Raw genomic sequence first — 14,012 nt, 5'->3', positions numbered from 1 at the left:
ACCGGGTTGAATCGCGATCCGCACGGCCGCGGCGGGCGCGATCGCGGGGCCGCGGAGGCGAGCGCGCGCGCCTGGCGCGTCGCGCCCGGTGGTACGATGGCGCCAGTGTCCGAGGTCGACGTGCCGATCCACGACGCCGCGACCGAGCCCGGCTCCGACGGCGGTGGGCCGCCGGCCCTGGCCGCGGCGCGCCCGCCCGATGATCTCGAGGCGCGGCGGGTCCGGGCCGCGGCGCGGGCGGCGCTGTTCGGCGACGGCGAGCCGGTGCGGGTCGGGCGGTTCACGCTGCTCGAGCGGCTCGGGGCAGGCGCGATGGGCGTGGTCTACGCGGCCTGGGATCCGCAGCTCGATCGTAAGGTCGCGCTCAAGCTGGTGCACCCGCACGGCGGCGCTGGCGTCGACGGCCACGTCCGGCTCCTGGCCGAGGCCCGGGCCGCCGCCAAGCTCGCGCATCCGGCGGTGGTCGCGATCTACGACGCCGGGGCGCACGCCGACGACGTCTGGATCGCGATGGAGTTCGTGGCCGGGCGCAGCCTGCGGGCCTGGGCCGCGACCGAGCCGCGCTGGCAGGACGTCGTCGCGGTCGCGCGCCAGGTGGCGAGCGGGCTGGCCGCGGCGCACGCGGCCGGGCTCCTGCACCGCGACGTCAAGCCCGACAACATCCTGGTCGACGCGCGCGGCCCGGCCGTGCGCGCGTGGATCGCCGACTTCGGCCTGGCGATCTCGCAGGACGGTCCGACGACCGCCTCGGGCTCAGGCACGCCGGCGTACATGGCGCCGGAGCAGCACCGCGGCGAGCCGGCGACCGCGGCGACCGATCAGTTCGGTTTCGGCGTCGCGTTCCTCGAGGTGCTCGACGGCGACCACCCGTTCGCGGCCGAGCCGATCGCGGTCGCGGCGGCGGTCCAGCTGGGTGAGGTGCGGGCGCCGCGGCGGCGCGCCGCGCCGGCGTGGGTGCGCGACGTGCTCGTGCGCGCGGTGGCGCCGACGGCGGGCGCGCGCTGGCCGTCGCTCGAGGCGCTGGCGGCGGCGCTGGCCCGCGATCCGCGCGTCGCGCGCCGTCGGCTGGCCGCGGCCGCCGCGCTGGTCGTGGTCGGCGGCGTCGGCGGCGCGCTGGCGTTCGCGGCCCGGGCCGACGGGCCGCGCGACCCGTGCGCGGGCGCCGCGGCGGCGATCGAGCCGGTGTGGCCGCGCCAGCGCGCGACGGTCGCGACCGCGCTGGCCGCGATCGATCGGCCGTGGGCCGCCGGCACCAGCGCGGCCGCGGTCGCCGAGCTCGACGCGTTCGCCGGCGCGTGGCGGGGCCAGCGGCTCGACGTGTGCCGCGCGACCCGCGTCCGCCACCAGCAGTCCGACGAGCTGATGGATCTCCGGGCCGCGTGCCTCGAGCGGGTCCGGCAGCGCGGCGCGGCGCTGGTGGCGGCGCTGGCGACCGCTGACGTCGACGCGGCCGAGCGGGCGGTCCAGGCGATCGCGGCGCTGCCGGCGCCGACGACCTGCGCCGACGAGCTGGCGTTGCGTCGGGTGGTGCCGCTGCCCGAGGTGCCGGCCGCGGCCGCGGCTAGCGCCGCGTTGACCGGCCAGCTCGCCGACGCCCGCGCGGCGGTCGCGCTGGGGCGGCCGGTCCCGGCGCTGCCGGCGCTAGCCCAGGCGGTCGCGGCGTTCGGCTGGGCGCCGCTCATGGCCGAGGCGGCCCACGTCCTGGGCCAGGCCGCCGAGGCCCGCGGCGAGCACGCCGCGGCCGCCACGTACTACCAGCGCGCGCTCTACACCGCGATCGGCGCGCGCGCCGATCGCGCCGCCGCCGACGCGGCGCTGCGGCTGGTGTGGGTCGAGGGCTTCTGGCGCCGGTCGGCCGACGCCGCCGATCGCTGGGACGCGATCGCGACCGCGCTGGTCGAGGCCGCGGGCGACGCGACCCTGGCGGCGGTGCAGCTCGACCACCGCGGCGTGCGCATGGACCTGGCGCGCGACCTGGACGCGGCCGAGCGGCTGCACCGCGCGGCGCTGGCGCGGCTGCTCGCGGCGCTCGGCCCCGAGCACCCGTCGACGCTGAACCCGCGCATCAACCTGGCGGCGACGCTGATCGGCCTGGGCCGGCTCGACGAGGCCGCGGCCGAGCTGGCGCGGGCGCGCGCCGACGCGACCCGGATCCTCGGCGAGGACCACCCGCTGCTCGGCCCGATCGTCACCAACCAGGCCAACGTCGCGTGGCGGCAGCACCGCTACCCCGACGCGCGGGCCGACTTCGAGCGTGCGCTGGCGATCAAGGAGGCGACGCTGGGCCGCGACCACGTCGGCGTCGCGTCGACGCTCACCGGTCTGGCCGGGGTGATGGGCGACCAGGGCGACCTGGCGCCGGCGGTGCCGCTGCTCCGGCGCGCGATCGCGCTCTACGATCGCAGCCCGCGCGGCGACGGGGCCGATCCGCGCGTGGTCAACACGCTGATCAACCTGGCGATCACCGAGCTCGAGCTGGGCGTCGACGCCCGGCCTGACACCGCGCGCCTGCTCGCGGTCGCGACCGCGGTCGCGGGCCCGACCGGGGTCGAGGACCCGAGCGTGTTCTTACCGCGGGTGCTGGCGGGCTGGGCCGAGCTGGCGGCCGGTGACGCGCCGACCGCGGTCCGGCTGCTGACGCCGCTGCTCACCACCGCCGGGTTCGCCGAGGCGTCGCCCAGCGAGCGGCTCGATCTGCTGCACACGCTGGCCCGGGCCATCCACGCCAGCGGCGGCGCGCCGGCGCGGCTCCGCGCGATCCTGGCCCAGGCCGCGCCGCTGGTGACCGACGACGACATCGCGCCGCGCCGGCGCGCGCAGATCGAGCGCGAGCGGGCGGCGCTGGCGGCGCCGCGCTGATCACGGGTCGGCGTAGTCGGCGTTCGTCGGCGGTCGCCGATCGCACTCGCACAGGGCCGGGCGCGCGGTCGAGGTGCCCGGGCTGACGTCGCGCAGGAGGCCAGTGGCGCGCATCAGCGTGACGACCTGCTGATCGCCGGACTGGTTGTCGGGCTGGTCGCCCTCCCACGGCAGGTAGCTGGCCGGGCCGCCGGTGACCTGGCGCCACACCCACGGCATCGGCGGGTCGCGCATGATGCCGACCCAGATGTCGGTGCCCGCCAGGCTGGTGATCAGCGTGTTGATCGCGATCCGCTCGGCGTCGTTGTCGAGCACGACCAGGTGGGTCAGGCCGTCGGAGTCGTCCTCGCAGTCGGCCTCGGCCACGCGCCACGTCTGCTGGGTGCCGACGTAGCGGTAGCCGTTGATGTAGGTGGCGGGGCAGGGCGGCGGGGCGTCGATGGCCACCGCGTCGACGGCCACCGCGTCGACGGCCACCGCGTCGACGGCCGCGGCGTCGACGGCGACGGTGCCGTCCTCGGGGGCCGCGTCGTCCCCGCTCGTGCCGTCGCCCGCGTCGGGCCCGCCGGCCGCCGTGAACGAGCACGCGGCGACCAGCGTCAGCAGTCCAGTCAGGCGAAGCACGGGCCCACGATACCAGGCCCCCGCGGGGTTGGGGCGCGTCAAGGGGCCAGCGCGGCGCCCAGCTCGGCCGCGGTCGGGCGCGCCGCCGGATCCTTGGCCAGCGCGGCCGCCACCACCGCCGCCAGCGCGGTGTCATCGAGGGCCGGCGCGGCGGTCTCCACCACCGCGGCCATCGACAGGTAGCTGGCGCCGCGGTGGAACAGCCGCGCCCCGGTGGCGAGCTCCCAGGCGATCACGCCGAGCGCGAACACGTCGACGGCGGTGGTCCACGCCTGCCCGCGCACCTGCTCGGGCGCCATGTACGCCGCGGTGCCGCGCACCGGCCCGGCGACGCCGATCGCCCGGGCCACGCCGAGGTCGCACAGCACCGGGCCGTCGGGGCCGACGATCAGGTTGGCCGGCACGACGTCGCCGTGGACCCAGCCCTGGGCGTGGACGAACGCCACCGCGGCGGCGGCGCCCGCGACGATCGCGGCGACCTGCGCCGGCGCGTGCGCGATCCCGAGCTGGGCCCGCAGATCGATCCCGTCGACGCGCTCGAGCACGAGGTGCGGGCGGTCGCCGTCGAGGTCGTGGCCGCGGCCGCGGACCACGCGGGGGTGCGGCGGAAGGGCGCAGGTGAGCGTCGCCTCGGCCCGAAACAGCGCCTGCACCGCCGGGTCCCGGGCGGCGTGGGCGTGCAACCGCTTGATCGCAGCCTCGGCGGCACCGGCCCGACCGACCCGGACCTCGGCCAGCTCGCCGGCGGCGATGACCTCGCCGAGGATCCAGGGGCCAGCGCGCTCGTCCATCCCGACGTCGATGCTAGCATCGCGGCGTGCCGTACGACCTGTCGTTCACCGAAGAGCAAGAAGCCCTCATCTCGACCGCGCGTGACTTCACCAAGAAGGAGATCACACCGGTCGCGGCCCACTACGACGAGCACGACGAGTTCCCGCGGGCGATCCTGCGGAAGGCGTTCGAGACCGGGCTCATGAACATCGAGGTGCCCGAGGCCTACGGTGGGCTGGGCGGGTCGTGCCTCGATCATTGCTTGATCCAGGAGGAGGTCGCGTACGGCTGCCTCGGGTTCAACACCTCGCTCGCGGCCAACATGCTCGGCGCGATGCCGGTGCTGGTGGCCGGCACCGACGAGCAGCAGCGCGAGTGGCTGCCGCGCCTCACCGAGGGCGGCGAGTTCGCGGCCTACTGCTGCTCGGAGCCGGACGCCGGCTCCGACGTGGCCGGGCTGTCGACCCGGGTCAAGAAGGACGGCGGCGACTACGTGATCACCGGCCAGAAGCGCTGGATCACCAACGCCGGGGTCGCCGGCTGGTACACGGTGCTCGCGACGTTCGATCGCGGGCTCAAGCACAAGGGCATCGCGGCGTTCGTCGTCGACGCCAAGAGCCCGGGCGTGAAGGTCGGCCGCAAGGAGAACAAGATGGGCCAGCGGGCCTCGGACACGTGCGACGTCCTGTTCGAGGACGTGCGCGTGCCGGCCCGCGCGCTGCTCGGGACCGAGGACGGCGGCTTCAAGGTCGCGATGAAGACCTTCGATCGGTCGCGGCCGTGGATCGCCGCCGGCGCCGCCGGCGTCATCCGGCGCGCGCTCGACGAGAGCCGGGCCTACGCGCTCGAGCGCAAGACCTTCGGCGTGCCGATCGCCCAGCACCAGGCCATCCAGTTCATCCTGGCCGAGATGGCGATCGCCTACGAGACCACCAAGCTGCTCACCCACAAGGCGGCGTGGCTGGTCGATCAGGGCGACCTGTCGTCGATCGTCTCGAGCTACGCCAAGGCCTACGGCGCCGACGCCGCGATGCGGGTCACGACCGACGCGGTCCAGGTGTTCGGCGGCTACGGCTACACCAAGGAGTACCCGGTCGAGAAGCTGATGCGCGACGCCAAGCTGCTGCAGATCTACGAGGGCACGTCCCAGATCCAGCGGATGGTGATCGCGAAGAACCTGCTGGGGCGGGGATGATCGAGGCGCCGTCGGCGATCGGCTCGATCGAGCGTGACGGCGTCGGCTGGGTGCGGGGCACGCTGATCGGCGACGCGCCGATCGCCGCGCCGCTGTCGGGGCGGCCGTGCTGGTACTACAAGATCGTCGTCGAGATGCCCGAGGACGGGGTCGGCTGGACCCGGCTGGCCTACGAGGCCCGCGGCCAGTCGTTCGAGATCGACGACGGCACCGGCATCGCGCTGATCGATCCCGAGGGCGCGCAGGTCGAGGTCGACTACGACCGGCGGTTCGAGGTGGCGCCGGGCGCGCGCGTGGTCCAGGCCGTGGCCGAGCTGGTGCGCCGGTTCCGGCTCCCCGAGGGCCTCGTGGTCCTGCGCGAGGGCGTGCTGGCGGTCGGCGAGGTGGTCGCGGTCCACGGCCGGCTGGTGCCAGAGCGCGATCCCGATCCCACCCGCGGCGGCACGCGCGTGCGCGTGACCGGGGCCGGCCGCGAGCGCGTGTTCGTCAGCGAGCTGCCGATCCACGGCTGGGCTACCTCCGCGTGACGGTGGCCGGCCGCGCGCGCGTGCTCGTCAGCGAGCTGCCGATCCACGGCTGGGCTACCTCCGCGTGACGGTGACGGTCCCGGCCGGGCGCGGCGCGTCGAGGTAGGCGCGGGCGCCGGCGTCGTCGGCGAGGTAGGCGCGGAAGAACGCGGTGGCGTAGGCGGCGGTGATGGCGCGGCCGGTAGCGGCGTCGAGGTACGTGAACGGCTGGCCGTCGGTCTGGCGGGTGCCGGCCTGGCAGCCCGGCGCGAAGCCGGGGATGACGCCGACCAGATCCGAGACCGACCAGTGCCCGGCGTCGGCGATCTCGGCGCGCCACGCGCCGGCGGTGGCCTGGTCGTAGTTGCTCCGGATGAGGTTGTTGCCGAGCTCGGTGATCGAGTTGTCCTCGACCGCGAGCACGAATCCCAGCGGCCGGCCCAGGTCGGCGACGTGGACGCCGGGCAGGAGCGGGTTCTCCATCGGCGCCGCCAGCGCCAGCGCCGCGTCGATGCGCGGCTCGGCCTGGGTCACCATGCCGGCGGTGACCGCGCCGAAGCTGTGGCCCATCACGCCGATCGTCTCGGGATCGATGACCGCGGTGAGCGCGGCCGGGAACGGCGGCGTGCCGGCGAGCGCGGCGTCGATCGCGAGCCGGACGTCGGCGACGCGGGTCGCGAGCGTGGTGGTGTCGAGCGGCAGCCCGTCGCCGGCCTGCTGGTTCCAGAGCGTGTTGCCGACGTGATCGACCGCGACGACGACGAAGCCGTGGCTGGCCAGGCGCTCGGCCACGGTCGCGGTCGAGAACCGCGTGCACTCGTGGCAGTGCGAGATCGCGATCAGCGGGAAGCGGCCGGGCGCGGGCGCGGCGCCGCGCGCGGCGTGGGCGGTGCGGCTCGGGCACGCGGGATCGGCCGCGGCCAGGAGGTCGGCGTAGGTCGTGCGGTTGGGCTCGAGCTCGAGCTCGGCGATCGGGAAGCCGGTCGCCGCGGCGGCGGCGGCGCCGGCCTCGGCCGGGAACCACACCTGGGTCGGCAGGTCGCGGGCGCGGGCGCCGTCGGTGAGCGTGACGTCGACGGTGCCGACCGGGTACGGCCCCGCGGCCTCGACCGACAGATCGGGCGCCGGCGGGGTCGCGCCGTCGTCGCCGCAGGCGGCGAGCACGAGCACGAGCGACGCGGCGAGGCACAGGCGAGCGCGCATCCGCGGGGCGGCGAACCGCGGCCTCGACCGCGCCGGGCGCCGGGGCCGCGGCCAGCCGGCCACAATAGTCCGCGGACGCCGGGCGAGCGGCGGCGAGCGCGTGCGATGATGTCTAGATGTCCGAGGTGCCGAAGCCGGGCGACCTGATCGGTCGGCGCTACCGGCTGATCGAGGTGGCCGGGCGCGGCGGCATGGCCGACGTGTGGCGGGCGGAGCTCGAGGGCGCGCTGGGCTTTCGCCGCGTGGTCGCGGTCAAGCACATGCACCCGGCGCTGGCGCAGCAGCCGGCCTACGTGCAGATGTTCGTCGAGGAGGCGCGCCTGGGCGCGGCGCTCGAGTCGCCCAACCTGGCCGAGGTCCGCGACTTCCTCACCGAGCGCGGCCACTACTTCATGGTGCTCGAGTGGGTCGAGGGCGTCGACCTCGGCACCTGGACCCGCTGGCACTTCGAGCGCGGCGAGGGTCCGCGCTGGGAGCTGGTCGCGGCGGTCGGCGTCGGCATCCTGCGCGGGCTCGCGGCCGGGCACGAGCGGCTCGAGAACGGCGTCGTGACGCCGGTCGTGCACCGCGACGTCAGCCCGCACAACATCCTGCTGACGACCCGCGGCATGGTGAAGGTGATCGACTTCGGCCTGGCGCTCGCGGCCGATCGCCGGCTCGAGGCCACCGAGCCCGGCGTGGTCAAGGGCAAGATGTCGTACCTGTCGCCGGAGATCGTCAGCGGCGGTCGCCCGATCCCGCCGTCGGACCAGTTCGCGGCCGGCTCGGTGATGTGGGAGGCGCTGGTCGGGCGCAAGCTGTTCGACGGCGCCAACGACTACGAGACCTACACCCGCCTGCGCGAGTGCCAGGTCCAGCCGCTCAAGCCGCTGCGGCCCGACGTGCCGAGTGACTTCGCGGCGCTGATCACCCGCGCCCTGTCGGCGCGGCCCGAGCAGCGCTACCCGAGCACGCGCGAGTTCGCGCGCCAGATCGGCACCTCGCTCAAGAAGGTGCAGCTGCGCCGCGACCTGCACTCGATGCTGGCCAAGACCGTGGTCGAGGCCCGGGCGTCGATGGGGCTCGGCACGCGCACCGGCGACCTGTCGGCGCTGACGCCGATCGCCGAGCTGCGGCCCGAGGATCAGCCCGCGGCGTTCGGCGACCGCCTCCGCGGCCTGCGCCACAAGCTGCCCGGGCTGTTCGGGCGCAAGAAGTAGCGGCCCGCGCGCGCGCGACCCTGCCCGCAGGTCAGCGCTACTCCGCCGCCCAGGTGTCGACGGTCCCGTCGGCCTTGAACACGAAGGAGATCTTGGTGGCGTGGTCCTCGGGATCGGTGGCGACGCAGGTGATCTTGAGGTCGGCCGGGATCTTGTGGATGCCGGGCGGGCCGCAGTCGACCGACTTGGGCTTGACGCCGACCTGCTGGGTCAGCGCGTCGTCGAGGTAGGCCGCGGCCTTCTCGGCGAAGTAGGTCGGCTCGACGACCTTGATCGAGTACTCGAAGTTCTTGCCCGACTTGCTCGTGACCGTGCCCTGCACGGTCAGCTCCTCGCCGGTGCTGACCTGGGTCTTGCACTCGAACGTGGTGTCGACCTCGACCTTGATCGACTTCGGGCAGGTGGCCTTGGTGACCTCGACGCCCATCGACTTGGCCCACTCGACGATCTTCTTCTCGACCTGGCCGCCGGAGGCCTTGCCGGTGCAGCCCAGCGCGCCCAGCGCGGTCATCGACAGGAGGGAGATCGCGGCGAGGTAGGGCGTGCGCTTCATGGGCCGAGTATATCCCGCGCCCGCGCCCGCGCCCGCGCCCGCGGTCACGCACCGTCGAGGCGCAGCTCGAGCAGGTCCGAGGCCCGCTCGGGGTCGTCGGCGTCGACCGAGGCCAGCCAGCGGTCGTCGACGCGGACCAGCCCCTCGAGCTTGGCGCGCAGCGGCTGGCCGTCGAGGTCGAGCACCGGCGCCCACCAGGCCGCGGTCGCGCCGACGCTCCCGATCACGCTGCCGGCGACGGCGCCGTCGTCGTAGGCCGTGGTGGTGGCCTCGGCGGTGGCCGCGAACGCCAGCGCGTCGTCCCAGGCCTCGAGCTCGGTCAGCCGCAGGGGCACGCCGTCGATGGCGCCGAGCTCGAGCGCGGTCCACGCGATCGCCGGCACCGCCGCCGCGTCCGGCGCGGTCAGGAGCGCGCGCACGTCCGCGAGCGCCAGCCACGCGATCGCGTCGCGGGTCGCCGCGCCGCCGGTGGTGTCGCCGCCGCGGTTGCCGAGCGCGAGCCGGCCGCCGTGGCAGGTGGCGCCCTCGAGGTTGAGCACGCCGGGCCCGAGCGCCGGCTGGTGCAGGGCCGCGTACAGGCGTGGCAGCGGCACCAGGCGCGGGCCGCGGTCGTCGACCACCGCGGCCTGGCGCCGGACCGCCAGGCCGCTGTCGGAGCCGAGCGCGATCAGCGCGCCGTCGAGCTCGAAGCACGCCTCGAGGTCGAGCTTGTCGGCCTTGTTGCCGCGGCCGCGATCGAACTGCCGGCGGCCGTCGGCCGCGGCCGGCAGCGCGATCGGATCGCACAGGCCGGTCGCGAGGTCGATGGTGGCCACGAAGCTGGCGTCGTCGGACACCACCGCCACCGCGCCGCGCCAGCGGGTGAGGGCGCTGGCGGCTCGGACGTGGGCCGGGCGGTCGTGGGTCAGATCACGTCCGCCGCGGTAGCGCAGCTCGAGCCGGCGCACCACGCGCCACGACCGTCCCGGGGCAGGCGCGGCGTGCAGCATCACGCGAACTATAGGCGACGGAGCTGCTACCTTCGAGCGATGGCGGACGCAACGCGCAGCCTCGTCGGCCTCGTCGGTCTCGGCCTGGGGTTGACCTTCTCTGCCTCGGCCGCTGCGGCCCAGCCCCTCGACTACGTCGTGGTCGATCCGCCGCGGACCCGGGCCAGCGGCGGCGCCAAGGTGATCTACCTGAACCCGTGCGCGGCCGGGTGCACGGTCACCGCCGGCGACGACAGCGCCGCGGGCGACCGGTCGTCGATCCTCGGGCGCAACGGCGCGCCGTCGACCGTGACCCTCGAGCCGTTCGCGTGGGATCAGGCGACCTGGGACGGGATGGTCGCGTGCGTGCGCGCCCGCTACGAGCCGTGGGCGGTCACGGTCGTGACCGACGAGCCGAGCAGCGGGCGCTACCTCGAGGTCATGGCGGCCGGGCTGCCCAGCGCGCTCGCGCTCGGGCCCAACACGCTGGGCGTGGCGCCGCTGACCAACGATTGCTCGCCGCTGCCGTCGGCGATCGCGTTCGCGTTCGCCAACGCCCACGCGGCGCGACCCGAGCAGGTCGAGGAGCTGTGCACGACCGTCATCCACGAGGCCGGCCACCTGTACGGCCTCGACCACGAGTTCGCGTGCAAGGACCCGATGACCTACCTCGGCGGCTGCGGCGCCAAGGTGTTCGTCAACCGCTCGCTGGCCTGCGGCGAGCTGACCGGCGAGCGGCCGTGCCAGTGCGGCGCGACCCAGAACTCGTTCATCCACCTGACCGACGCGATCGGTCCGGGGCAGGCGCCGGCCGCGCCCGAGGTCCGCATCGACTATCCGCCCGAGGGCGCGGTCGTCGACGCGCGGTTCTCGGTGTTCGTGGCGCCGGTGAGCCCGCGGCCGCTGACCGAGGTGGCGCTGTGGATCAACGGCCGCGCCTGGGTGCGCGCGCCGGGCTCGGCGACCGAGGACCTGTACCAGCTCGCGACCCCGGCCGAGGTGCCCGACGGCACCCTCGAGCTCGAGGTCCGCACCCGCGACGACCTCGGCAACGTCGGCGTGGCCGCGCGCACGGTCACCAAGGGCGCGGCGTGCGTCGACGCCTCGACCTGCTTGCCGGGCCAGACCTGCGCGGGCGGCGGCTGTCGGTCGCCCGCGGGCACGGTCGCGATCGGCGGCGCGTGCACGATCGACGAGGACTGCGTCGGCAAGCTGTGCGCCGTCGCCGACGGCGTCGGCGCCTGCACCGAGCCGTGCTACCCCCTCGACGGGGCCTGCGGCGCCGGCCTGAGCTGCCGGATCGTCGACGACGAGAGCTTCGGGTGCCTGCCGACCGTCGACGAGGGTGGCTGCTGCTCGACCGGCGGCCGGCCTGACGGCGCGGGCCTGATCGTGCTGGGCGCGCTGGCCCTGCGCTGGCGGCGGCGGCGTCCGGGCTGAGGTCAGGCGCGCGGTGCGGCCAGCGCGGGCGCCGGGCCCGCCGTCGAGGCCGCGCCCAGCGCCCGCGCGCCCATGAGGTCCCCGCTCGAGGTCAGCGCGCGTCGCTCACGCGGTCACGGGACGCCGTCGATGCAGCACCCGTTCGAGCAGAACTGACCCGATGCGCACGCCATCGTGGGGCTGCACGTGGCCTGGCCGGCCGGGCACATGTTCGAGCCCATGCAGCTGGTTGGCAGATCGCTCGGGTCCTGCCCCGGGCACAGGATGCACATCTCGGGATCGCACGGCGTGCCGCAGTCGGTGCGCTGGACGCAGCTCGGGCACGCGACCGGATCGTCGAGGTGCTGGGCGTCGCAGTTGGGCGCGACCGCCGGGTTGGTGAGGATGTCGCGGCACACGTCGGTCGTGGGATCGCAGATCGTGCAGCAGCCGAAGCAGTCGCAGCCGGGCGGCGCCAGCGGGGCGCACAGCCCGATGCAGGCCTGGGTCTGGGGCGTGGTGCACTCGGCCGGGTCGTACTGGTTGGCGCCGAACGGGCAGCTGGCGCGATCGGGCGCGCCCAGCAGGCAGCACACGTGGATGTCGCAGCCGTCGTTGCCCGAGCCGCTGTTGCCGTCGAAGAAGCAGTCCTGGTGGACGGTGTCGATGTTGTCGCCGGGGATGCCGGTCGCGAAGCTGCGCTCGTCGTCGTCGAGCGCGCCGGTGCACTCGATGTCCTGACCGTCGATGCGGCCGTCGCCGTCGTCGTCGATGCAGTTGTTGCACTCGGGCCCGCCGACGATACAGCCAGCGGGTCCACCGCCGTCGCCGGTGGTGCCGCCGTCACCGTTGGTGCCGCCGTCGCCGTCCGCGCCGCCGTCGCCCGTGCCGATGGGCGCGTCGATGTCACCGTTGGTGTTGCCGCCCTTGTCGCTGCAGGCCGCGACGGCGACCACGAGCGCGAGCGCGAGGATCCGGATCGAGGGCATGGTCACTCCGTGCTTGGGGTGGCGAGGCGCTCGAGGAGCGCGCGGGCGTCGAGCGCGTTGCGCCCGCCGGGGAAGCTGCGCAGGTAGCGCGCGGACAGCGTCCGCGCGCGCGCGGCGTCGCCGCGATCGAACGCGAGGCGGGCGGCGGCGTAGAGCGCCGGGGCGGCCCACGACGACGCCCCGTCGGCGAGGTCGAGGTACGCCGCGAGGGCGCGGGCGGGGGCGCTGGCCTCGAGCGCCGCGGCGGCCGCGAACGCGGCCTTGGGATCGGTCGCGGTCGGCCCGGTCGGCGCGTGGCGCGGCGATGCCGTCACGCCGGGCGGGCGCGGCGCGATGACGGGCGGGGCGTCGTGCGTCGGCGCGGTCGTCGGCGCGTCGGTCGCGGGCGCGTCGGCCGCCGCGGGGGCGGGCGCGACGGGGGCGGGCGCCGTCGCCACCATCGTCGGGACATCGGATCGCACCGCCAGCTCGCCGGTCCGCACCAGGCCGTGATCCCAGAGCTGGCCGGCGACGAGTCGATCGCGGTGGCCGGCGGCGACCACCTCGACCACGCCGTGGGTGACCTCGACCTGGGCCGAGTCGCCGTCGCGCACCACGGTGAAGCCGGTGCCGACGACGGTGATGCGCACGGCGCCGGCGCGGACGATGAATGGCGGGCGGCCGTCGCGGTGGGCGACCTCGAACCGGGCGCGGCCGCGCTCGAGCAGCAGGTCGACCCCGCGGCGATCGTCGCCGCCCAGGAACAACGTCGACTGGGGCGCGAGCTCGATGTCGGCGTCGCCGAACGACAGCTCGGTCGCGGCGCCCGCGGTCGCGATCCGCGACGGCGTCGCGATCGCGGACCCCTCGCGCGCGCCGGCGGTGAGCGGCGCGTGGCTGCCGCGCGGCCACACCAGCGCGATGGCCGCGGCCGCGGCGATCGCGCCGGCGGCGATCATCGGCCAGCGCCAGCGCGCGAGGCGCGGCGGTGCGTCGGCCACGGTCCGCGGCGGCGGCGCGTCGAGCGCCTGCCACAGCTGGCGCTCGAGGCGCGCCCACGTCAGGTCGGGCAGCGGCTCGACCGGGGGCACCAGGGTGTCGCGCTCGTCGCTCATCCCGCCTCCTCGGCCGCGCCGTCGACCAGCTCGGTCATGTATTCGCGCAGCAACGGGTCGGCCGCGGCGCGCTTGTCGAGGGCCTTGCGGGCCCGCCACACCTGGGTCTTCACCGCGGTCACCGAGGCGCCGGTCAGCTCGGCGACCTCGGCCAGCGGGCGCCCGTCGATCACCGCGAGGGCGAACGCGATGCGCTGGACCGGATCGACGCGATCGAGCACGCGGTACAGGCGCGCCAGGGCCAGCCGGGCGCGCATCACGCGATCGGCCGACGGCGCGTCGCTCTCGAGCTCGAGGTCGGCGGTCGGGATGGCCTTGCGGCGGCGCAGGTGGCTCAGCGCCACGTGGCTGGCGACCGAGCAGCACCAGGTGAGCAGGCTCGAGCGGCCGGCGTAGTTGCCGACCGAGCGGAACATCGCCAGGAACGCGTCCTGGAGCAGATCTTCCACGTCCTGGTTGGAGCCGAGCACGCGGAACAGCGTCCGATGGACCGCGGTCCGGGTCCGCAGGAACAGCTCGCGCTGCGCGCCACGATCCCCCGCCGCGCACCTGGCGGCCAGGTCGGCGTCGGACTCGCGGCTAACGGCGGCCATCACGAACCGTTAGTGGGGCCATCCACCGTCAGGGTCGCA

Annotated in this window: 13 protein-coding genes; 5 read left to right on the top strand and 8 right to left on the bottom strand. The window is 75.6% G+C overall.

Annotated elements, in window-relative coordinates; all coding sequences use genetic code 11:
- Positions 1 to 105 precede the first annotated feature (105 nt).
- Positions 106 to 2,859: a tetratricopeptide repeat protein gene (locus IPL61_18470; GenBank protein ID MBK9033227.1), complete on the top strand. Its 2,754-nt coding sequence runs from the start codon at positions 106 to 108 to the stop codon at positions 2,857 to 2,859.
- On the opposite strand, the gene IPL61_18465 is transcribed toward IPL61_18470, so the two are convergent.
- Positions 2,860 to 3,483, bottom strand: a complete 624-nt coding sequence (locus tag IPL61_18465) for a C-type lectin domain-containing protein (protein ID MBK9033226.1) — start codon at positions 3,481 to 3,483, stop codon at positions 2,860 to 2,862.
- A 38-nt stretch (positions 3,484 to 3,521) separates the two neighbouring features.
- Complete coding sequence (locus IPL61_18460; protein ID MBK9033225.1) at positions 3,522 to 4,274, bottom strand: protein kinase; 753 nt, start codon at positions 4,272 to 4,274, stop codon at positions 3,522 to 3,524.
- 26 nt (positions 4,275 to 4,300) lie between these two features.
- Here IPL61_18460 and IPL61_18455 point away from each other — a divergent pair, with 26 nt between their 5' ends.
- Together IPL61_18455 and IPL61_18450 are read left to right on the top strand one after the other, a co-directional pair.
- Complete coding sequence (locus IPL61_18455) at positions 4,301 to 5,449, top strand: acyl-CoA dehydrogenase family protein (GenBank protein MBK9033224.1); 1,149 nt, start codon at positions 4,301 to 4,303, stop codon at positions 5,447 to 5,449.
- A complete protein-coding gene (locus IPL61_18450; GenBank protein MBK9033223.1) occupies positions 5,446 to 5,976 on the top strand; it encodes a hypothetical protein in 531 nt (176 codons plus the stop codon). The genes IPL61_18455 and IPL61_18450 overlap by 4 nt, the downstream gene beginning before the upstream one ends.
- Before the next feature lie 54 nt (positions 5,977 to 6,030).
- On the opposite strand, the gene IPL61_18445 is transcribed toward IPL61_18450, so the two are convergent.
- Positions 6,031 to 7,158 carry an alpha/beta hydrolase gene (locus IPL61_18445; GenBank protein MBK9033222.1) on the bottom strand — a complete coding sequence of 376 codons (1,128 nt, stop codon included), beginning with the start codon at positions 7,156 to 7,158 and terminating at the stop codon, positions 6,031 to 6,033.
- Between the two features lie 116 nt (positions 7,159 to 7,274).
- Between IPL61_18445 and IPL61_18440 the strand changes: the two genes are divergently transcribed.
- A complete protein-coding gene (locus tag IPL61_18440; protein MBK9033221.1) occupies positions 7,275 to 8,357 on the top strand; it encodes a serine/threonine protein kinase in 1,083 nt (360 codons plus the stop codon).
- 37 nt (positions 8,358 to 8,394) lie between these two features.
- Here the strand turns inward: IPL61_18440 and IPL61_18435 are convergent, their stop codons facing one another.
- Positions 8,395 to 8,910, bottom strand: a complete 516-nt coding sequence (locus IPL61_18435; GenBank protein MBK9033220.1) for a DUF4333 domain-containing protein — start codon at positions 8,908 to 8,910, stop codon at positions 8,395 to 8,397.
- 44 nt (positions 8,911 to 8,954) lie between these two features.
- Positions 8,955 to 9,899: a hypothetical protein gene (locus tag IPL61_18430; protein ID MBK9033219.1), complete on the bottom strand. Its 945-nt coding sequence runs from the start codon at positions 9,897 to 9,899 to the stop codon at positions 8,955 to 8,957.
- 39 nt (positions 9,900 to 9,938) lie between these two features.
- On the opposite strand from IPL61_18430, the gene IPL61_18425 reads away from it, so the two are divergent.
- Complete coding sequence (locus IPL61_18425) at positions 9,939 to 11,318, top strand: hypothetical protein (protein ID MBK9033218.1); 1,380 nt, start codon at positions 9,939 to 9,941, stop codon at positions 11,316 to 11,318.
- 113 nt (positions 11,319 to 11,431) lie between these two features.
- Here IPL61_18425 and IPL61_18420 read toward each other — a convergent pair whose 3' ends face one another.
- From IPL61_18420 to IPL61_18410, 3 genes are read right to left on the bottom strand one after another with little or no spacing between them, the layout of a single operon-like run.
- A complete protein-coding gene (locus tag IPL61_18420) occupies positions 11,432 to 12,286 on the bottom strand; it encodes a hypothetical protein (protein ID MBK9033217.1) in 855 nt (284 codons plus the stop codon).
- Positions 12,287 to 12,288: 2 nt separating this feature from the next.
- Positions 12,289 to 13,380 (bottom strand): FecR domain-containing protein, encoded by a 1,092-nt coding sequence (locus tag IPL61_18415; protein ID MBK9033216.1) that lies wholly within the window; start codon positions 13,378 to 13,380, stop codon positions 12,289 to 12,291.
- Positions 13,377 to 13,973, bottom strand: a complete 597-nt coding sequence (locus IPL61_18410) for an RNA polymerase sigma factor (protein MBK9033215.1) — start codon at positions 13,971 to 13,973, stop codon at positions 13,377 to 13,379. The genes IPL61_18415 and IPL61_18410 overlap by 4 nt, the downstream gene beginning before the upstream one ends.
- Positions 13,974 to 14,012 lie beyond the last annotated feature (39 nt).

The organism is Myxococcales bacterium (assembly GCA_016717005.1).
GTDB lineage: Bacteria > Myxococcota_A > Polyangia > Haliangiales > Haliangiaceae > UBA2376.
This window is presented reverse-complemented; position numbering and strand designations above follow the sequence as displayed.